The following is an 18,434-nucleotide window of genomic DNA, read 5'->3' on the forward strand; positions in this document are numbered from 1 at the left end:
GGGGACGTCCCCGGACCCGTTCGGCGACGGGTCGACTATTCGCCCGCGTTGAACTCCTTCAGCCACGACTTGAGGTCGGGCCCGAGGTCCTCGCGGTCCGAGGCGAGCTGGACGATCGCCTTGATGTAGTCGAGTTTGTCACCGGTGTCGTACCGACGTCCACGGAACACGACGCCGTACACGCCGCCGGTCCACTCCTCGGCGCTCGCCATCTTCATGAGCGCGTCGGTCAGCTGGATCTCGCCGCCCTTGCCCGGCTCCTGCTTCTCCAGGACGTCGAAGACCTCGGGGCGGATGACGTAGCGGCCGATGATCGCCAGGTTCGAGGGCGCCTCGCCCTGGGCCGGCTTCTCGACGAGGCCGGTGATCTTCACGACGTCGTCGGTGTCGGTCTCCTCGACCGTGGCGATGCCGTAGAGGTGCGTCTGCGACGCGGGGACCTCGAGCAGTGCCACGACGGTGGCGTTCTTCTCGCCCTGGACCTCGATCATGCGCTGCAGCAGCGGGTCGCGGGCGTCGATGATGTCGTCACCGAGGAGCACGGCGAACGGCTCGCGACCGACGTGCATCTTCGCGCGGAGCACCGCGTGGCCGAGGCCCAGCGGGTCGCCCTGCCGGACGTAGTGCATGTCGGCGAGGTCCGTCGACTGGTTCACCTTCTGCAGCTTCTCGTGGTCGCCCTTCTTCTTCAGGGTCTCCTCGAGCTCGGACACGTGGTCGAAATGGTTCTCGAGCGCGTTCTTGTTGCGGCCCGTGATCATCAGCACGTCGGTGAGTCCTGCGCCGACAGCCTCTTCCACCACGTACTGGATGGCCGGCTTGTCGACGACGGGGAGCATCTCCTTCGGCATCGCCTTGGTCGCGGGGAGGAAGCGGGTGCCCAGCCCTGCCGCTGGGATCACCGCCTTGGAAATCTGGAAGCCCATACCTCGACCGTATCGGATGCCCCCATTACGGGGACGTAAACGAAGCGAGGACACGGGATGAGGACGCGATGTGACGGAAAGCCGCAGCGCACCGCTCAGGGGCCCGAGCAGCGCGCTCGGGGCCGCTGTCAGCGCGCTCGTTAGACTCCTCGGCATGATCGCCGATCTCGGGAACGAGAAGCGCGCCCTGCGAGCCGAGCTCCGGCAGCGGCGGCGCACCCGGACCACGACCGAACGCGATGCCGACACCGAGGCGCTCACCGCGACCCTCCAGCGCTTCGCCGAGGAGCGGCAGGTCCGGTCGATCGCGCTGTACCTCTCCGCCCCGGACGAGCCGAACGTCCGACCCTTCCTCGACTGGGCGTTCGAGCACCACGTCCGTGTCCTGCTGCCGATCACCCGTGAGGACGGACTGCTCGACTGGGCGGTCGGCGACGGCTCGTCCGAGACCGAGGGCCTCGCTGGCATGCCCGAGGTGGTCGGCGAGGTGCTCTCCCCGCTCGCGATCAACGACGTCGACGCCATCCTCGCCCCCGCCGCAGCCGTCGGGCACGACGGGGTCCGGATGGGGTGGGGCCGCGGCTACTACGACAAGACCCTCGGGTCGATGGCGAACCGCCCGCCCGTCTATGCTGTGATCTTCGACTCGGAGTACCTCGACGAGGTCCCGCGCGAACCCCACGACGAACCCGTCGACGGCATCATCACGCCGTCGCGCATCATCACCTTCCGGAGCTAGGGTGCCCACCTACTCGTACCGCTGCACCGAGTGCGGCAACGCCTTCGACATCAAGCAGTCGTTCTCCGACGCAACGCTCACCGAGTGCCCGGCGTGCGGCGGCGTGCTGCGCAAGGTCTTCTCGCCGGTCGGGGTGACCTTCAACGGCGGCGGGTTCTACCGCACCGACTCACGGCCGGCGCCGAAGACGTCGGACTCGTCCGGATCGTCGTCCGGGTCGTCGTCGTCCGGGTCGTCGTCGTCCGCCGGGTCCTCGTCGTCCGGATCGGCAGGGTCGACCGGCTCGACCGGGTCGGCCGCCAAGTCCGGGTCGAAGCCCAGCGCCTCGAAGCCCGCCGCGTCCTGACCGGCCGCCGCACTCCTCGGTAGGTTTGTGGCGTCGCCGACCGGCGGCCGTCCTCGACCCGGAAGGAGTCCCGTGAAGGGCTTCAAGGAGTTCCTGCTCCGCGGCAACGTCATCGATCTGGCCGTGGCAGTCGTCATCGGTGCTGCGTTCACCGCGATCGTGACCGCGATCGTCACCAGCCTGATCAACCCGTTGATCGGCGCGGTCTTCAACGCCTCCAGCCTCGACAAGGCGCTCATCGTCGAGATCCCGACCGTCGACGGCGACCACGCGAAGCTGCTCTTCGGCGCGATCATCGGCGCCGCGCTCAACTTCGTCATCGTCGCCGCCGTCGTGTACTTCGCGCTCGTGCTCCCCGTGAACCACCTCAAGAAGTTGGCGTTCGAGCGGGTGAAGAACGACGAGGAACAGACGCCGCAGGACGTCCCGCCGACCGACGTCGAGGTGCTGCTCGAGATCCGCGACCTCCTCCGCTCCCAGAACGGCGGCCCGTCGGACACCGGTGGTGGCGCGCACGTGGCGCCGTCGAACGCTCCCGAGGGCCCGGGCATCGGCGGCTCGACGAAGCTCTAGCGGCGTCGTCCCCGCGCGAGACACCGGTGTTCGTCGTTCGCACCGCGGCATGCCGCGGTGCGAACGACGAGCACCGGTGTTTTGCTTACCGGGCAGGCCCGACGGACGGGCCGCGACGGGCCGCCTTTAGCGGGCGGCGGTCACCGCGCGGCGCTTGCGGAACATGGCGACCGCGTACTGGACGCCCGCCAGCGCGTGACCCACGGTCCCGAGGTACACGAACACGAGGGCGACGACACGGACCCACGGCGCGTGCTCGTCCACCGTGTGGACGGCGGAGAACAGCAGCACCGGCAGCCCGACGAACAGCAGCGCCGAGCGGATCTTGCCCGTCCACGTGACGTCGAGGTCCGGGTTGCCGTGGAACAGCACGCTCGAGAGCACGACGAGCACCAGGTCGACCAGCACCACGACCGCCACGACCCACCACGGCAGCAGCCCGGTGAGCACGAGGGACAGCACGATCGCGATGATCGCGAGCCGGTCGGCCACGGGGTCGAGGGCCTTGCCGAGCTCCGAGCCCTGGTCGAACTTCCGCGCGATGAAGCCGTCCGCCCAGTCGCTCACGCCGAGCACGACGAGGGACACCAGCGCCCAGCCCGGGTGATGCGCCACGACGAGCCAGACGAACACCGGGATCAGCACGAACCGGAACAGCGTGATCAGGTTCGGCCAGGTCTGCCAGTCGGGGCGCTCCCGGGCGGTGTCAGTCATCGCAGGCAAGGCTACCGGCTCACCAGTGCGGCGGGACGTCGCGCCGGAGCTGGTCGTCGTTCTCGCCGTCGCGGTGCCGCGCGGGCTCCGCGGGCGCGGCCGGGTCGTAGCCCGGCACCGGCTGGGTGGTGACGCGCCTGCGGCGGGGGGCCGTGCCTCCTGGCCGCTCGTCCGTCGCGCCGCCGTCAGACGCTGCACGGACGGGAGGCGCGGCTGACGACGCGTCGTCGGCCCGCGTCCAGGTGCCCACCAGCTGGTCGGTGCCGGGCGTCACCGGACCGGCGGGCCGGGAGGCCCGCCTACCCCGCGCCCGTTCGTTCACCGACGTGCGGGGATCGGCGGGATCGAGATCTCCTGCGTGGCGCCGCGGTCGACGCCGAGCACCGCGGCGACGGTGTTCGCGACACGGTCCGGGTCCGAGAACAGCTGGAACGCGTGCACGCGCACGTAGTGCCACCCGAGTCGGCGGAGCACCTCGGGCCGGAGCCGCAGCGACTCGCGCAGCGACCCCTTCACGAGCGACGCGTCCGTCTCGATCGTGACGCAGACCCCGCCGTGCGCCGCGACGAGCCCGAGCTTGCCGCGGTGGCCGAGCGCGACCGGGATGCCGCGCATCTCGAGTCGGCGGGCGAGGTCCACGAGCAGCGGGTCGGAGTCGTCCGGGACGTACTCGGCGGTGGTACGGGCGCGGACCTCGGCGAGGATCTCCGCGAGCGCGACGGTGCCGTGGCCCATCCGCTCGGCCTCGATGTCCGACGGCTGGAAGCAGGTGACGATGACCATCGAGCGGCGGGCGCGGGTCATCGCGACCGCGAGCAGCCGCTCCCCGCCGGGCTTGCCGAGCGGACCGAAGTCGCGCAGCACGCGACCGTGCGGGGTCCGGCCGTACCCGATCGAGAACACGACGCGGTCGCGGCTCTGGGCGACGGACTGCTCGAGCGTGGCGACGATGAACGGCTCCGCGCGGTCGCCGATGACGAACTCGGTGAGGTCCTTGTGCCCCTGCGCCGCCGTGAGGACGGCCTGCTCGACGCGCACGGCGTGCTTCGCCGACGCGGTGATGACCATGAGCGACTCGGTCGGACGGGTGCGTGCGTGGTCCATGACGATCCGGACGACGCGGTCCACCTCGGCGTCCACGCTCTCGACGGCACCGGACTCCGGGTCCGGCACGGCCTTGCCGTCGCTGACGTAGTCGAGCGCGATCGAGCCGTGCCCGAGGAACGAACCGGCCCACGGCAGCGACTCGATGCGGCCGCCGTAGAAGCGACGGTTGACGAGCTCGGCGAGGTCCTCGCCGCCGGCACGGTACGACCGGGTGAGCGAGAGGGTCGGCAGCAGCGTCGACAGCTTCGCGAGCGCGGAGTCGGCGTGGAAGGCGTCGAGGGTCTCCTCGTCGACCTGCAGTGCGCGGTGCGCCGGGTCCACGGCGATCCGGAACGGCGACGGCGTCTGGGTGACCGGGTCGCCGAACACGACGGTCTGGCGGGCGCGGCGGACGGCGCCGACGGTCTCGGCGATCGTGACGGCACCGGCGTCGACGAGGATCACCGTGTCGAACGGCATCGTGTCGGCGATCTGCGACACCTCGTACGGGCTCGCGAGCCACACGGGCGCGATCGACCGGGACAGGTGCGGCGCGGAGTCCTGCAGGAGGCGCGAGGTGATCGCACCCTCCTTCAGCTGCGTCTTGAGCGCCGTGGCCTCGTCCGGCCAGTCGACGAGCCCGACCTTCCAGTTCTCGGCGAGCTGCCACGCCAGGCCCTGCGAGACCCCGGCCGCGTGCGCGTCGTCGACGAGCCGGAAGTCGGCCTCGACCCGGTCGAGCATGTCCGTGTTCGCGCCGAGCAGGGCCCGGTCGGACTCGAGCATCGTCTCGAGCGCGGACTGCCACCACGCGAGCTCGAGCTCGGCGGGGACGTGCGTGTCCGGAACGTGCCGGTTCGCCAGGTCGGTGATGAGCGGTTCGAGCTGCAGGTCGCGGAGGGTCTGCATGAGCTCGGTGCGCTCCTGCAGGTTGTGCAGGACGTCCGAGTCCTCGGCCAGGCGCGCGATCGTCGGGACGAGCTCGTCGATCGGCACGTTCGCCAGCTGGGTCTCGCGTGCGGTGCGGCCCAGCGGCTCGTCGAGGCGCGCGAGGTCCTCGACCACGTTCGAGAACAGCACCTGCACGTCGGCGATGCCCGTGGGCACCTCGGGGTTCACACCGGCTGCGACGTAGCGCTGCCAGAGCACGCGCTGCTGCTGCACGCGGGTGAGCGCCTCGTGCAGGTCGGACACGTGCACGCCCGGGCGGACGTACTCCCGCGCGAGCTTCTTCAGCCGACGGCGGTTCGTCGACGACATCGGTGCGCCCTCGCCGCGGGGTGCGGTGGCGGCCACGAGCTCGGACACCGAGCGGTCGAACACGACCGGCAGGAAGCGGTCGAGCGTGTCCCGGATCTCGGTGAGCAGTCGCAGGTAGATGCCCAGCTCGTTGATCGTCGTGAACTGCCGCATGTGCGTCGTCGCCACGAGGTCGTGGGCCCGACGGAGCAGCGTCGGCAGGGCGTCGGCGTCGAGGTCCTTCGCGATCTTGTGGGCGCGTTGTGCGCCGTCGCTCGAGGAGAACTTCGCGCCGTACCAGGGCGAGTCGTCGGGGCCGTAGCGGAACTCGCCGAGGTTCGCGGCGCTGACCATCGTCTCGGCGACGCGGGAGCGCCCCTCCACCATGCTCGTCACCGAGGTCTTCGACAGTCGGGCGGTCGTCGACGGCGGGACGGGCAGCAGCGACAGGCGCGACAGCTCGACCAGGCAGTCGAGCACCGAGACGCGGAAGTCCGGGTCGACGCGGGTCAGCGAACCGCGGTAGTCCTTGAGCACCTTGCGGAGCCGGACCAACGCGTCGTCGACCTCGCGGAGGTTCGGACGGGAGGCCTTCTCGTTGCGGGCGATCGCACGTACGACGTCACGGCGGAGCGTCGACGGGGTCACGGCGACACCGGGCAGCTGCACCTCGGCGAAACGGGCCGCGATGCCGCGCAGGGTGGCCCGGCGGGGGCTCACCACGAGGACGCGCTTGTTCGCGGCGACGAGACCGCCGAGCGCGTTCACGATGGTCTGCGTACCGCCGGTGCCCGGGAGGGTCTTCACGACGATCGAGTTGCCGGCCGTGATCTGGGCGATCACGTTCTCCTGCTCGTCGTCGGCGTCGAGCAGGAGCGTGTCCGTCTCCGGGCTGCGTTCGTCCGACGGGGTCTGCTCGACCGGGTGGTACGACTGCTCGACCTGCCACTTCGCGCTCGGGTTGCCGGCGAGGGCGTCGAGCACCGGGTGCGCGAGGTCCTGCGTGTCCTCGACCATGCCGGTCGCGACCTCGGCGAACGTGGACACCACGAGCCGCGCGTGCACCGAGAAGCCGGGGATGTGCGCGGTCAGGCCACGGAGCCGGTCGATCACCGGGTTCGGGGTGAACGAGCCGTCCTGCTGCGCGAGCGCGACGAACGACTGGGCGTCGAGGATGACACCGAACTGCTCGTGGAGGGCGTCGGCGAGCCCCGGGTTCAGCACGGGTTCGCCGAGCAGACGGACCTCGAAGTCCCGGCCGTGCCGGCGGATCGCCAGCGGACGGAGGAGCACCGGACCGCGGAAGTGCTCGTCGCCGTGCTCCCAGTCGGCCATGCCGATGCCGAGCTTCACGGCGTCGATGCCGCGCACGGTGGCGAGCTCGGTGCCCTTCGCCTCGACGTGGGCCGCCGCGATCCGGGCGGCGCGGAGCGCCACCTCGTCGCGGATGAGGCTCGACAGCAGGGTCGTCTTGCCGGTGATGAACTGGGCGAGGCCGCCCGGGTGCGTCGTCGAGAGCTCGATGCGGGCACGCGGGTGGTCGGCGAAGTGGGTCAGCGGGCTCGTGCCGCCCACGCCGGTCAGCTGCTTGCGCCAGACGTCCCAGGCCGGCTCAGCGGCGTTGCCGGCCTGGAGGCGCGGATCACCGAGGCTGATCGCCTGCGGACTCGTGAGCTGCAGTTCCGGGCGCAGGGTGCGGTCGGGTTCGTCCGTCACGACGGTCTCTTCCTGGTTCCCCCGCTGGTCGTCTGCGGGCGCGTCGGCGCCCTCGACGGGGACGTCGTCGTTCACGTCGTCCTCGCCGTCGGTCACCCTGTCCGCTCGCCACACATCCGACACTGTAGGCGGAAGCGGGCCGGCTCTCTGGCAATGAACCGAGGTTTCGGGGTTTCCGGGCCGGGCCGATGCGATCCGCGGGCACCCGATGTGGTACCAACAGGGCATGGCCATCGACGACCGCACCGCTCCGCCCACCCCTGCGCCGAACCGGCGCCGATCGGTCCCCGCGGAGATCTCGCGGTCCTGGCTGCTCGTCGCCGGCACGGCCGCGGACCGGTTCGAGCGAGCGCAGCGGTCCCGCGCCGACCAGATCATCCTGGACATCGAGGACGCGGTCGACCCGGCCGCGAAGCCCGGTGCCAGGAACACCGTGGCGTCCTGGCTGGCCGGGGGCGGCGAGGCCTGGGTACGGATCAACGACGTCACGACGGAGTTCTGGGCGGACGACGTCGAGGAGCTCCGCGGCCTGCCCGGGCTGCAGGGCGTCATGCTCGCGAAGACCGAGTCGCCCGCGCAGGTCACCGACACGTGGCACCGGCTCGGCGGCCACACCCCGGTGATCGCCCTCGTCGAATCGGCGGTCGGCATCGAGGAGGCGACGTCGATCGCGAAGGCGCAGGGGGCGTTCCGGCTGGCGTTCGGCTCGGGCGACTACCGCCGCGACACCGGCACCTCCGCCGACACCCTGGCGATGGCGTACCCGCGCTCGAAGCTCGTGGTGGCGTCCCGTGTGGGCGACCTGCCCGGGCCGATCGACGGTCCCACGGTCGGGTCGTCCCACCCGATCCTCCGCGAGCAGTCGCAGGTCGCGGTGTCCCTCGGCCTCACCGGCAAGCTGTGCCTCGACACCGAGCAGCTGCCCGTCATCAACGAGGTCATCTCCCCCACCCCGACCGACGTCGCCTGGGCGCAGGACTTCCTCGACGACTTCGAAGCCCGGGGGAGGGTCATCCGCGACGGGTCCGACCTGCCCCGGCTCGGCCGTGCGCAGAAGATCCAGCGCCTCGCCCAGGCGTTCGGTGTCGAGGCGCGGTAGGACTGCACCATGACCTGGTCGAACGTCCCCGGCGGTCCGCCGCAGTCCTCGCCCTCCGGCCCCGGCCCCTCGGATGCGCAGCGCGCCGCGTGGGAGCGCGGCGGCACGACGCTGTTCCCGCCCGGGAAGCTCGCGGACCGGATCTCGACCGTGCTGCTCCTGGCGTTCGGCGCCGTGATGACGATCGTCACCGCCGTCGTCGGCATCATCGCCGTCATCTCCGCCACCGCTTCGTGCGACACCGCCACGGGCTGCTCGCCGGGCGCGTACATCGGCGGGACGGCGATCGCGGTCGGCGGCTCGTTCGTGATCGGGGTCGCGACGCTCGTCCTCGCGATCGGCGCGTGGATCCGGCGGAGGTCGTCGTGGTGGATCGCTGCGGTGGGCTTCGTCCTCGCGATCGTCGTCATCACGTGGGGCGGCGTCGTCTTCGCCGGCGCTGCGGACAGCGCCTCGGGATCGTCGTCGGTCTCATCGACCGCCTGACGCGCGCTCCGTCCTCGTGGCAGACGCGACCCGCGGCGGACGGGAGGCGCGGGGCGGGCCCGAACCGCGCCTCCCGTCCGACCCGCGTAGGGTCCGGGCCATGGTGACGATCTCACGCACGACCGTCGCGGTGGTCGGCGGCGGCCCCGCGGGGGTGGTCCTCGGCCTGCTGCTCGCCCGCGCCGGCGTCGCGGTGCGCGTGGTCGAGAAGCACGACGACTTCAACCGGGACTTCCGCGGCGACACCGTGCACGCCTCGACGATCCGACTGCTCGACGAACTCGGTCTCGGTGACCGGTTCCGTGCGCTTCCGCAGTCGCGGCTCGACGACTTCTCCCTGCCCGGGCCGGACGGCTCCCGCACGCTCCTCGGGGACTTCTCCCGACTCCGCCCGCCGTACGACCACGTCGCGATGGTGCCGCAGTGGGACCTGCTCGACATGCTCGTGACCGCCGCGCGCGAGGAGCCGTCGTTCACGATCTCGATGGGCCTCGCGGCGACCGGGACGATCGAGGAGAACGGGGTCGTCACGGGCGTGCACCTCCGGCCGTACCACCGCGACGGCGAGCCCGAGGAACTCCGCGCCGACGTGGTGATCGCCTGCGACGGCCGCGATTCCGTGCTCCGTGCCGCCGCGGGACTCCGGTCGCGCTCGTTCCCGGTGCCGTTCGACACGTGGTGGTTCCGGCTCCCCCGTGAGGCCGGCGACGCCGCCACCGCCCTCGTCCCGGCCTTCTCCGGCACGGACGTCGTGCTGAGCTTCCCGCGACCGGACTACCACCAGGTGGCGTACTTCGCCCCGAAGGGCTCGGACGCCGCACTGCGCGCCGAGGGGGTGTCGTCCTTCCGCGAGCGCATCGCCCGGCTCCGACCGGACTTCGCGGACCGTGTCGACGCGATCGGCTCGATGGACGACGTGCACGTACTGGACGTCCGCATGGACCGGCTGACGCGGTGGTGGCGTCCGGGCCTGCTCTGCATCGGGGACGCCGCGCACGCCATGTCCCCGGCGGGCGGCGTCGGCATCAACCTGGCGGTGCAGGACGCCGTGGCGACCGCCGCGATCCTCGTGCCGGCGCTGCGGCGCGGTCTCGGCGGCGCGGAACTGAACGGTGCTCTCGCCGCCGTGCAGCGACGGCGGACGGCCCCGGCGGTGCTCATCCAGACCGCGCAGGCGATGCTGCACCGCGTCGTGTTCGAGCGGGCGTTCGCGGGCGAGCTGCAGGCTGGACCGCCGAAGGTGCCCGTCCTCCTCGCGAAGTACGTCCCACCCGTGCGCGGTCTGTACGCGCGCGGGATCGCCTTCGGCCCGCTGCCGGAGCACGCCCCCACCTGGGCGCGACGCTGACCGCCGAGCGCATGCTGGGGCCATGAAGCAGCGAGTCATCGGAGACGTGTCGGTCAGTGCCATCGGTCTGGGCGGGATGCCCATGTCGATCGAGGGACGCCCGGACGAGCGGCGGTCGATCGCGACGATCCACGCAGCGCTCGAGGCCGGCGTCACACTCATCGACACCGCCGACGCCTACCACCTCGCCGGCCACGACGAGGTGGGGCACAACGAGGAGCTCATCGCGAGAGCGGTGCGTGAGTACCACGGCGACACCGCGGAGGTCCTCATCGCGACGAAGGGCGGACACCTCCGACCGGAGCCCGGGCCGTGGGCGCAGAACGGTCGGCCGGAGTACCTGAAGGAGGCCGCGAAGGCCTCCGCGAAACGGCTCGGCGTGGACACGATCGGGCTGTACCAGTTCCACCGGCCGGACCCGTCCGTGCCCTACGCGGACTCGGTCGGGGCGCTCGCGGAACTGCTCGACGAGGGCGTCATCCGGATGGCGGGCATCTCGAACGCCGACCCCGACCAGATCCGCACGGCGAACGAGGTCCTCGACGGACGACTGGCCTCGGTGCAGAACCAGTTCTCGCCGAAGTTCCGCTCGAGCGAACCGGAGCTGGAGCTCTGCGACGAACTCGGCATCGCGTTCCTGCCGTGGAGCCCACTCGGCGGGATCGCGAACGCCGCGGACCTCGGCACCGCGTACGAGGACTTCGCGTACATCGCCCGGGACCGCGGCGTCAGCCCGCAGGTCATCGCGCTGGCGTGGGAGCTGCAGAAGAGCGACGTCGTCATCCCGATCCCCGGTGCCTCCCGCCCGCAGTCGATTCTCGACTCCGTGACGGCCGCCACCGTGAAGCTGCGTCCGGAGGACGTGGCCCGCCTGGACGCGTCGCAGCCGGCGGCCGCGTAGCGAGGCGGTCCCTTCGCGCGGCGTACCGTCGGGGGCATGCGAGCGATCACCCCAGACCACGGTTCCCTCACCACCGGCGAGCTCCCCGACCCGGTGCCGGGCGCGGGCGAGGTCCTCATCGAGGTGGCCGCCGCCGGGGTGAACAACGCCGATCTGCAGCAGGCCGCGGGGAACTACCCGCCGCCGCCGGAAGCGTCGGAGATCCTCGGGCTCGAGGTCTCCGGCACCGTCCGCGCGCTCGGCGACGGTGTGCAGGGCTTCGCGGTGGGCGACCGGGTCTGCGCGCTGCTCTCCGGAGGCGGCTACGCCTCGCTCGCCGTCGCACCCGCGACACAGGTGCTGCCGGTGCCCGAGGGCGTCGGCCTGGTGGAGGCAGCGGGTCTCCCGGAAGCCGCGTGCACCGTGTACTCCAACGTCGGCATGCTCGCCGGGCTCCGTCCCGGGCAGACGCTCCTGGTGCACGGCGGCACGGGCGGGATGGGGTCGCACGCGGTGCTCTGGGCGAAGGCCCTCGGGGCGACGGTGATCGCGACGTCCGGCGGCGAACGCAAGGTACGCGCGTCCGAGGAGCTCGGCGCCGACCTCGTGATCGACCACCGTTCGGAGGACTTCGTCGCCCGCACACTCGACTTCACCGGTGGCCGAGGTGCCGACGTGGTGCTCGACGTCGTCGGGCCGGAGTACCTCGGCCGGAACCTCGAGGTCCTCGCACCGAACGGCCACATCGCCGTGATCGCCTCGGGCAGCGGCCGCACGGGCGAGCTGGACTTCGGCGCGATGATGCGGAAACGGGCGACGATCAGCGGGACGACGCTCCGTGCACGTCCGCTCGACGAGAAGGCCGCGATCGTCGAGGCCGTCCGCTACAACGTCTGGCCGTTCGTCGCCGACGGTCGTGTGCGCCCGGTGATCGACTCGGTCCTGCCCCTCGCCGAGGCCGCCGAGGCGCACCGCCGCGTCCGCGACGGCGAGGTCATCGGCAAGGTGCTGCTGACGCCCTAGGCACTCGCGGAGACATCACCCCCACCCGCAAAACGCAACGTTCACGGTTTCTCGCAGCGGTACACCGATGCGGACAACCGCCGACGTTGCGTTTTGCGGAAGTGCGGGTCAGGCGTGGACGCGGGTGAGGAACTCGACGAGCGCGGGGTGCTGGGGGGCGTCGAGCACCTCGGCGGGTGCGCCCTGCTCGACGACCTCGCCGCGGTGCAGGAACACGATGCGGTCGGCGACGTTGCGCGCGAAGTGCATCTCGTGCGTGGTCATCAGGATCGTGGACCCCTGCCGCTTCAGCTCGGTGACGAGGTCGAGCACCTCGCCGACGAGCTGCGGGTCGAGGGCGCTCGTGACCTCGTCGAGCAGCAGCAGTTCCGGGTCGGACGCGATCGCGCGGACGATGGCGACGCGCTGCTGCTGCCCGCCGGACAGCCGGTCCGGGTACGCCCCGGCGAAGTCCGCCAGGCCGATCCGGTCGAGGAGACGCTTCGCGGTCGTCTCGGCCTCCGCGCGCCCGATGCCGTGCACCTGCCGCGAGGCGAGCGTCACGTTGTCGAGCACGCTCATGTGCGGGAACAGGTTGAACTGCTGGAAGACGACGCCGATCCGGGCCCGTGTGGCGTCGACGTCGATCCGCGGGTCGGCGATGTCCGTGCCCTGGAGCAGGATCTCGCCGTCGTCGATACCCTCGAGCAGGTTCACGGTCTTGAGGAGCGTCGACTTGCCGGAGCCCGAGGCGCCGATCACGCAGATGACCTCGTGGCGGTGCACCGTCAGGTCGATGCCGCGCAGGACCTCGACGTCGCCGAAGGCCTTGCGCACCCCGCGCAGCTCGAGGACCGCAGCGGACGGTGCGGTGCCGACCCGCGCCTCCAGGCCCGCATCAGCGCCGCTCATACGGTCCCTCCGATCTGCTCACGCCGCTGCTGTCGTCGCGCGATCGCGTCCGTGACGCGGATCAGCGGCAGGCTGATCACGACGAACAGCAGACCGGCGACGAAGTACGGCGTGAAGTTGTACGTCTCCGCCTGGGCGATCTGCGCCGACCGGACCGCGTCGACGGCGCCGAGGATCGACACCAGACCGACGTCCTTCTGCATCGACACGAAGTCGTTCATGAGGGCCGGCGTGACCTTGCGGATCGCCTGCGGCAGGACCACGAGCCGCAGCGTCTTGGCGTGCGACAGGCCGAGCGACCGGGCGGCGAGGCGCTGCGAGGGGTGCACGGCCTCCATGCCGGCGCGGAGCACCTCGGCGATGTACGACGAGTACGTCAGGACGATCGCGATCGTGCCCCAGACCTCGGCGGGCAGGCGCGGGAAGACCCCGAGCCCGGGGATCCCGTAGCCGACCAGGTACAGCACGATGATGAGCGGGAGGCCCCGGAACAGGTCCGTGTACCCGGTCGCGAGCATCCGCAGCGGGAAGAACACCGGGTTGCGCAAGCCCCGGACGACCGCGAGCAGCGTGCCGAACACGGCGACGCCGATCGCGCTGAAGAACAGGATCCGCACGTTCAACCACAGGCCGAGCAGGATCGACGGGAACGACTCGATCGCGGTCTGCGGGTCGAAGAACGACTGCTGGACCGCGGCCCAACCGGGCGTGTTCACGACGCCGAAGTACACGACCGCGATGACGACCACCGTGGAGGCGACCGACACCACGATCGAGCGACGTCCACGCTGCCGGCGGTAGAGGCGGCGTTCCAGCTCGATCTGGCTCGGCGCGGGTGCGGCCACCGGTGTGCCGGCGCCGGCTGGGACGGTCACGCGGCTACTTCAGGACGGGGGTGCCGGTCTCCGAGGAGAGCCACTTCGTCTGCAGATCCTCGAGCGTGCCGTCCTTCTGGAGCGCGGCGAGGGCCTTGTCGACCTTGCTCGTCAGTTCGGAAGCCTTCGGCAGCACGAAGCCGAACTGGTCGCCCTTGCCGTCGGCCGGGAACTGCGCCGAGACGGTGCCGTCGTCGAGCTGCGCCGACGCCATGGTGAACGCGGTCGGGAGGTCGGTCACGATCGCGTCGATCTGCCCCGACTTGAGCGCCAGCACGGCGTCGTCGTTCGAGTTGAAGACCTGCGGGGTGACGCCGAGCACGCTCTTCACGCTGGCGATCGAGGTCGACCCGGTCGCGACCCCGATCGCGTCCTTCTTGAGCGCGTCGATCGTGGTGTGGTCGACGGCCTTCGACTTCGCGGTCGTCACGACGGCCTGCGTCGTCGTGTAGTACGCGCTCGACATGTCGACGGCCTTCTTGCGCTTCGCGTCGATCGAGAACTGCTGGATGTTGAGGTCCCAGTCCTTCGGGCCCGGTGCGATCGCGCTGTCGAAGGTGCTGCGCTTCCAGACCACGTCGGACTTCGCGTACCCCATCTCCTTCGCGACGGCGTACGCCACGGCGGACTCGAAGCCCTTGCCGGACTGCGGCTTGTTGTCCTCGACCCACGGCGAGTACGCGGGCTGCCCGGTGGCGATCGTGAGCTTGCCGTCGGTGACGGTGCCGTCGGCGCTGCTGCTGCCGGACGCGCAGGCGGAGAGCGCGAGTGCGGCGACCGCGGCGGTGGCGACGGTGAGGGTGAGACGGAGGGATCGGGTCACGGTCGGGCCTTCGTGCGAGTGGTCGGGGCAGGGAGCAGTGTACTTCCCGCTGGCATACCAGCGAGCACGCGTGAAGCGGCGTTACCGGGCGAGCGTGAAGTCCTCGAACGAGAAGCCCGGCGACACCAGGCAGCTGAGCAGCACCTCGCCGTCGCCGGGGAGCGTCCGCTGCCACACGCCGCCCCGCACGAACGCCTGCGCGTCGTTCACCCGGTCCCGTCCGGCGTCGGGGCCGAGCGTGATCGTCGCTCCGGGTTCGGGCTGGTCGCCGTCGCCGCCGAGCTGCAGCTCGACGGTGTCCGGGCCGTGCCACATCCAGATCTCGTCGCTCGTCACCCGGTGCCACGCGGACGCCTCCCCCGGGGGCAGCAGGAAGTGGATGAGCGTCGCGGCGGGCCGCTCGCCCGCGGGCGTCGACACGGTCGCGGGCGAGGTCCAGGTGCGGACGTACCAACCGCCCTCGGGGTGCGGCTCCATGCCGAGGGCGACGGCGCGCTTGGGCACGTCGAGCCACTCGATGAGCTCGCCGCCCACGGTGCGTCGGGCGGCCATGCCGGGTCGGGGTGCGGTCTCGGTCATGGTTCCTCCTGGGGTGTGGGGTGCGGGACGAGCGCGCCGTCCGCGGCCCGGACGACGCCGCGGATGACGGTCGCGACCGCCCGGCCGGACCCGTCCTCGACGAGTTCGGCCATCGCGTCCGGGACGGTGCGGGCATCGACGTCGAACACGGCGAGGTCCGCGCGGGCGCCGACGGCGAGGTGCCCGATCCGGTCCGGCCCGACCGCGAGTCCCATCGCGTGCGCGCCGCCGAGGGTGGCGGCCGCGAGGAGCCGCTCGTGCAGGTCCCGGTGGCCGTAGCCCTGGGCCCGGGCGATCCGGTGGAGCGCGGTGACGTCGGCCATGAGGTCGAGCGACGGAGACGACGCCAGCGAGTCGGTGCCGATGGCGATCGGACTGCCCTCGCGCAGGTAGTCGGCGACGGGCGGCGGGTCGAGCCCGATGACGGCGTTCGAGCGCGGGCAGAGCGCGACGGCGGTCCCGCGTGCCCGCAGCAGTGCGCGGTCGGCTGCCGTCATGTAGACGCCGTGCGCGATGTGGCAGTCGGGACCGAGCACGCCGAGCCGGTCGACGAACACCGTCGCGCTCGCCCCGAACCCGAGCGCTCGCATCGCCCGGAACGAGGGCACGTTCGCGAGGTGCCAGTCGCTGCCGTGCCCGACACCGTCGACGCCCTCGAGCCCGGGGACCGGCCCGAGCGCGATCCGTTCGCCCTCGAACGCGGCCTCGCCGAGGTGCAGGTGCAGCCGGAGGCCCCGCTGCCGGACGATGTCGGGCAGCTCGAGCAGGGGTGCGACGTCGAGGGAGTACGGCGCGTGCGGCGAGAGCCCCGCGCCGGGCGTCGTCGGGATCCGCTCGAGTTCGGCGAGGACCTGGTCGCGGCCGTGGGCCTGCCAGGCGTCGTTCTCCCAGTCCATCACCTCCCAGTAGGCGATGCCGCCGAGGCCGTACGTCTCGAGCGCGTTCGAGGCCTCGATGTCGGTGACGATGTCGGCGATGCTCGTCACGCCCGCGAGGATCGACGCCGCCGCCCCGGCAGCGGCTTCGGCCTGCCAGTCGTGCGGTCGGGCGTACTCCTCGTTGAACGCGACGGCCCAGTCCTCGAATCCGTCGTACTGGCGCTGGCCGACACTGGCCATGCCGGTGTACTGCAAGTGCGAGTGCGCGTTGACGAGTCCGGGGAGGAGGGCGCCGCGCCACCGCCGTTCGGTGAACGACGTCCCCGACCCGGCGAGCTGGTCGACGACCCACGAGCGGTCGCCGACGTGCAGGATCCGACCGTCCTGCACCGCGACTGCGCCGTCCGCGATGGGCGGGGCGGTCATCGGCACGACGATGCGCGCCGAGTGCACCGTCACGGGGTGCGCGGCGGTCATGCCGGGTCCCCGAAGCGGCGGGTGCGGACGTCCGGCTCGCGGTCCGCGGGCTGTGCCGCAGGGCGGACGGGAGGCACAGGGCGGCTCCCGAACGCGGCGAGCGCCGTGCGCGCGGTCGCCTCGTCCACCGCGGGGTCGATCGGCACGACGTCGCGGTCGAGCTCGTCGCCGTGCTCGAGGAGCATCCGGACCGCGCCGAGCTGGGCGGCGAAGGACAGGTCCATGATCTCGATCGGGTTGCCCTCGGCAGCCGTGATGTTGATGCAGCCGCCGCCGTCGAGCACGAGCACGTCGTGGCCGTCCTCCCACACGAACCGCTCGACCTTCCGGCCGATCGGTGTCCGCACGGCTCCGTCGGCGAGCGCGTGGTCGATCGCGATCTCCTGGTCGACCCCGCCGGCGACCGCCACGACCGCGCCGTCCGCGCACGCCCGCAGCACCGCGAGGCCGATCGTGTCCGCCACGCCCGTCGCACTCATGACGAGGTCGGCGTCGCGAACGGCGTCGGTCAGGGGCGCCACCTCGTACCCGGCGAACAGCGCCTGCAGGGCGCGCACGGGGTCCGTCTCGGCGACCGTCACCCGGAAGCCGAGCGCGGCGAGCACCAGGGCGACCCCCTCGCCGACGTGCCCGTAGCCGGCGACGACCGCCGCGCCTCCCGGAACCGCCCGGTGCGTGCCGGACGGGAGCCCGTCGAGCAGGTCGAGCGCCGCGAACACCGTCGACTGCCCGGTGCCGTACCGGTTGTCGAAGAACGTCTTCGTGCGGGCGTCGTTCACCGCGACCACGGGGATGCCGAGCTCGCCCCGCGACGCCATGACCCGCAGGGGGCGGAGACCGCTCGTGGTCTCCTCGGCGGCGCCGAGCATCGTCGGCAGCAGTTCCGGGCGCTCCTGGTGGGCGAGCCGGATGAGGTGGGACCCGTCGTCGAGGAGGATGTGCGGCCGGGTGTCGAGCATCGCGAGGGCGAACGCCTTCTGCTCCGCCGTCGACGCCGCGCTGCTCGCGTGCACGGCCAGCCCCGCGGCCCGGAGCGACGAAGCGACGGCGTCGTCGGTCTCGTCGGCGTGCGCGTACACGACGACCTCGGCGCCGGCGTCCCGGAGGAGCAGGCTCAGCACGGCGGTCTTCGGCTCGAGGAACATCGCCACGCCGATCCTCGTGCCGCGGAGCAGCCCGCCGTCCCGGAGCTCGGCCGCCACGGCACGTGAGACCGGCATCGAGCGGCGCGCCCAACGCAGGCGGGCCTCGGCCGCGGGGTCGTCCTCGGGGTCACGGCCGCTCGAGACGAAGAACACGTCGTCGGCGAGCACGGGGGCGTTCAGCACGCCGGGGCGGGCGGCGGCGACGGGGCCGAACGCGTCCTCGTCGACGGCGGGCAGGTGCCGGCCGGCGTCGATCACCACGAGGGTGGCGCCCCGCGGACGGTCCGCCTCGCGCTCGATGACCGGGGTGGTCTCGTCGGGCGTACCGAGACACCAGAGCTGGTCGACCGGCTCCTGCTCGGCGGCCGGACGCGCGCCGAGTCCGGTCAGCAGGGCGTGCAGTGCGGCGACGTCGCGGGAGTCGCCGCCGACGATGCGGAACCGGCGCGCGGCGACGAGCATGTTCGTGGCGCGCGCGAAGCGCCGGACGGCCGCCGAAGCCCAGGCTCGCGTCTCGGGGTCGGGTCCTGGCGGCATGGCTCAATCGTAGGGCGGCCCGGCGCCGGCCCACGGCCCGTGCCCGCCCGGCCC

At 72.0% G+C, this 18,434-nt stretch carries 18 protein-coding genes; 8 read left to right on the plus strand and 10 right to left on the minus strand.

Features of this window, described 5'->3' with window-relative positions:
- Nucleotides 1-35: 35 nt before the first annotated feature.
- Nucleotides 36-926 (minus strand): UTP--glucose-1-phosphate uridylyltransferase GalU, encoded by an 891-nt coding sequence (gene galU, locus HP507_RS06855; RefSeq protein WP_175351047.1) that lies wholly within the window; start codon nucleotides 924-926, stop codon nucleotides 36-38.
- Nucleotides 927-1,080: 154 nt separating this feature from the next.
- Here galU and HP507_RS06860 point away from each other — a divergent pair, with 154 nt between their 5' ends.
- The 3 genes from HP507_RS06860 to mscL all read left to right on the plus strand — a co-directional run bounded on the left by HP507_RS06860 (nucleotide 1,081) and on the right by mscL (nucleotide 2,584).
- Entirely contained in the window at nucleotides 1,081-1,665 is a 585-nt protein-coding gene (locus HP507_RS06860) for a 5-formyltetrahydrofolate cyclo-ligase (RefSeq protein WP_175351048.1), read from the plus strand.
- Between the two features lies 1 nt (nucleotide 1,666).
- On the plus strand, nucleotides 1,667-2,011 hold the full coding sequence (locus HP507_RS06865) for an FmdB family zinc ribbon protein (protein WP_175351049.1): 345 nt from the start codon (nucleotides 1,667-1,669) through the stop codon (nucleotides 2,009-2,011).
- A gap of 72 nt (nucleotides 2,012-2,083) precedes the next feature.
- Nucleotides 2,084-2,584 carry a large conductance mechanosensitive channel protein MscL gene (gene mscL / locus HP507_RS06870; RefSeq protein WP_175351050.1) on the plus strand — a complete coding sequence of 167 codons (501 nt, stop codon included), beginning with the start codon at nucleotides 2,084-2,086 and terminating at the stop codon, nucleotides 2,582-2,584.
- Between the two features lie 126 nt (nucleotides 2,585-2,710).
- Here the strand turns inward: mscL and HP507_RS06875 are convergent, their stop codons facing one another.
- The 3 genes from HP507_RS06875 to HP507_RS06885 form a co-directional block, all read right to left on the minus strand.
- Nucleotides 2,711-3,298, minus strand: coding sequence for a CDP-alcohol phosphatidyltransferase family protein (locus HP507_RS06875; RefSeq protein ID WP_175351051.1), 588 nt, complete (start codon nucleotides 3,296-3,298; stop codon nucleotides 2,711-2,713).
- 19 nt (nucleotides 3,299-3,317) lie between these two features.
- Nucleotides 3,318-3,548 carry a hypothetical protein gene (locus HP507_RS06880; RefSeq protein ID WP_175351052.1) on the minus strand — a complete coding sequence of 77 codons (231 nt, stop codon included), beginning with the start codon at nucleotides 3,546-3,548 and terminating at the stop codon, nucleotides 3,318-3,320.
- A 68-nt stretch (nucleotides 3,549-3,616) separates the two neighbouring features.
- Entirely contained in the window at nucleotides 3,617-7,435 is a 3,819-nt protein-coding gene (locus HP507_RS06885) for an ATP-binding protein (RefSeq protein ID WP_175351053.1), read from the minus strand.
- A 130-nt stretch (nucleotides 7,436-7,565) separates the two neighbouring features.
- Between HP507_RS06885 and HP507_RS06890 the strand changes: the two genes are divergently transcribed.
- From HP507_RS06890 to HP507_RS06910, 5 genes are all read left to right on the plus strand, one after another.
- Nucleotides 7,566-8,438 (plus strand): HpcH/HpaI aldolase/citrate lyase family protein, encoded by an 873-nt coding sequence (locus HP507_RS06890; protein WP_175351054.1) that lies wholly within the window; start codon nucleotides 7,566-7,568, stop codon nucleotides 8,436-8,438.
- A 9-nt stretch (nucleotides 8,439-8,447) separates the two neighbouring features.
- The gene (locus HP507_RS06895) at nucleotides 8,448-8,924 is read left to right on the plus strand and encodes a DUF6264 family protein (protein ID WP_175351055.1); all 477 of its coding nucleotides are present in this window, start codon (nucleotides 8,448-8,450) and stop codon (nucleotides 8,922-8,924) included.
- A gap of 100 nt (nucleotides 8,925-9,024) precedes the next feature.
- A complete protein-coding gene (locus HP507_RS06900; protein WP_175351056.1) occupies nucleotides 9,025-10,272 on the plus strand; it encodes an FAD-dependent oxidoreductase in 1,248 nt (415 codons plus the stop codon).
- A gap of 22 nt (nucleotides 10,273-10,294) precedes the next feature.
- Nucleotides 10,295-11,173: an aldo/keto reductase gene (locus HP507_RS06905; RefSeq protein ID WP_175351057.1), complete on the plus strand. Its 879-nt coding sequence runs from the start codon at nucleotides 10,295-10,297 to the stop codon at nucleotides 11,171-11,173.
- Nucleotides 11,174-11,209: 36 nt separating this feature from the next.
- The gene (locus HP507_RS06910) at nucleotides 11,210-12,175 is read left to right on the plus strand and encodes an NAD(P)H-quinone oxidoreductase (RefSeq protein WP_175351058.1); all 966 of its coding nucleotides are present in this window, start codon (nucleotides 11,210-11,212) and stop codon (nucleotides 12,173-12,175) included.
- A 108-nt stretch (nucleotides 12,176-12,283) separates the two neighbouring features.
- Here the strand turns inward: HP507_RS06910 and HP507_RS06915 are convergent, their stop codons facing one another.
- The 6 genes from HP507_RS06915 to HP507_RS06940 form a co-directional block, all read right to left on the minus strand.
- Nucleotides 12,284-13,066, minus strand: coding sequence for an amino acid ABC transporter ATP-binding protein (locus tag HP507_RS06915; RefSeq protein ID WP_175351059.1), 783 nt, complete (start codon nucleotides 13,064-13,066; stop codon nucleotides 12,284-12,286).
- Nucleotides 13,063-13,941: an amino acid ABC transporter permease gene (locus HP507_RS06920; protein ID WP_175351060.1), complete on the minus strand. Its 879-nt coding sequence runs from the start codon at nucleotides 13,939-13,941 to the stop codon at nucleotides 13,063-13,065. Before HP507_RS06920 ends, HP507_RS06915 begins: the two co-directional genes overlap by 4 nt.
- Nucleotides 13,942-13,945: 4 nt before the next feature.
- A complete protein-coding gene (locus HP507_RS06925; protein ID WP_175351061.1) occupies nucleotides 13,946-14,764 on the minus strand; it encodes an ABC transporter substrate-binding protein in 819 nt (272 codons plus the stop codon).
- An 81-nt stretch (nucleotides 14,765-14,845) separates the two neighbouring features.
- The gene (locus HP507_RS06930) at nucleotides 14,846-15,343 is read right to left on the minus strand and encodes a cupin domain-containing protein (protein ID WP_246328184.1); all 498 of its coding nucleotides are present in this window, start codon (nucleotides 15,341-15,343) and stop codon (nucleotides 14,846-14,848) included.
- Nucleotides 15,340-16,698, minus strand: coding sequence for an amidohydrolase family protein (locus HP507_RS06935; protein WP_175351062.1), 1,359 nt, complete (start codon nucleotides 16,696-16,698; stop codon nucleotides 15,340-15,342). Before HP507_RS06935 ends, HP507_RS06930 begins: the two co-directional genes overlap by 4 nt.
- On the minus strand, nucleotides 16,695-18,380 hold the full coding sequence (locus HP507_RS06940) for an adenosylhomocysteinase (protein WP_175351063.1): 1,686 nt from the start codon (nucleotides 18,378-18,380) through the stop codon (nucleotides 16,695-16,697). Before HP507_RS06940 ends, HP507_RS06935 begins: the two co-directional genes overlap by 4 nt.
- Nucleotides 18,381-18,434: the final 54 nt, after the last annotated feature.

It is taken from the genome of Curtobacterium pusillum (genome assembly GCF_013359865.1).
Taxonomy (GTDB): domain Bacteria; phylum Actinomycetota; class Actinomycetes; order Actinomycetales; family Microbacteriaceae; genus Curtobacterium; species Curtobacterium pusillum.

Excerpts from the sequence above, each read along its gene's own strand:
- galU (WP_175351047.1), bottom strand. The coding sequence starts at position 926 with ATGGGCTTCCAGATTTCCAAGGCGGTGATCCCAGCGGCAGGGCTGGGC.
- HP507_RS06860 (WP_175351048.1), top strand. The coding sequence starts at position 1,081 with ATGATCGCCGATCTCGGGAACGAGAAGCGCGCCCTGCGAGCCGAGCTC.
- HP507_RS06875 (WP_175351051.1), bottom strand. The coding sequence starts at position 3,298 with ATGACTGACACCGCCCGGGAGCGCCCCGACTGGCAGACCTGGCCGAAC.
- HP507_RS06890 (WP_175351054.1), top strand. The coding sequence starts at position 7,566 with ATGGCCATCGACGACCGCACCGCTCCGCCCACCCCTGCGCCGAACCGG.
- HP507_RS06895 (WP_175351055.1), top strand. The coding sequence starts at position 8,448 with ATGACCTGGTCGAACGTCCCCGGCGGTCCGCCGCAGTCCTCGCCCTCC.
- HP507_RS06900 (WP_175351056.1), top strand. The coding sequence starts at position 9,025 with ATGGTGACGATCTCACGCACGACCGTCGCGGTGGTCGGCGGCGGCCCC.
- HP507_RS06905 (WP_175351057.1), top strand. The coding sequence starts at position 10,295 with ATGAAGCAGCGAGTCATCGGAGACGTGTCGGTCAGTGCCATCGGTCTG.
- HP507_RS06910 (WP_175351058.1), top strand. The coding sequence starts at position 11,210 with ATGCGAGCGATCACCCCAGACCACGGTTCCCTCACCACCGGCGAGCTC.
- HP507_RS06915 (WP_175351059.1), bottom strand. The coding sequence starts at position 13,066 with ATGAGCGGCGCTGATGCGGGCCTGGAGGCGCGGGTCGGCACCGCACCG.
- HP507_RS06930 (WP_246328184.1), bottom strand. The coding sequence starts at position 15,343 with ATGACCGAGACCGCACCCCGACCCGGCATGGCCGCCCGACGCACCGTG.
- HP507_RS06935 (WP_175351062.1), bottom strand. The coding sequence starts at position 16,698 with ATGACCGCCGCGCACCCCGTGACGGTGCACTCGGCGCGCATCGTCGTG.
- HP507_RS06940 (WP_175351063.1), bottom strand. The coding sequence starts at position 18,380 with ATGCCGCCAGGACCCGACCCCGAGACGCGAGCCTGGGCTTCGGCGGCC.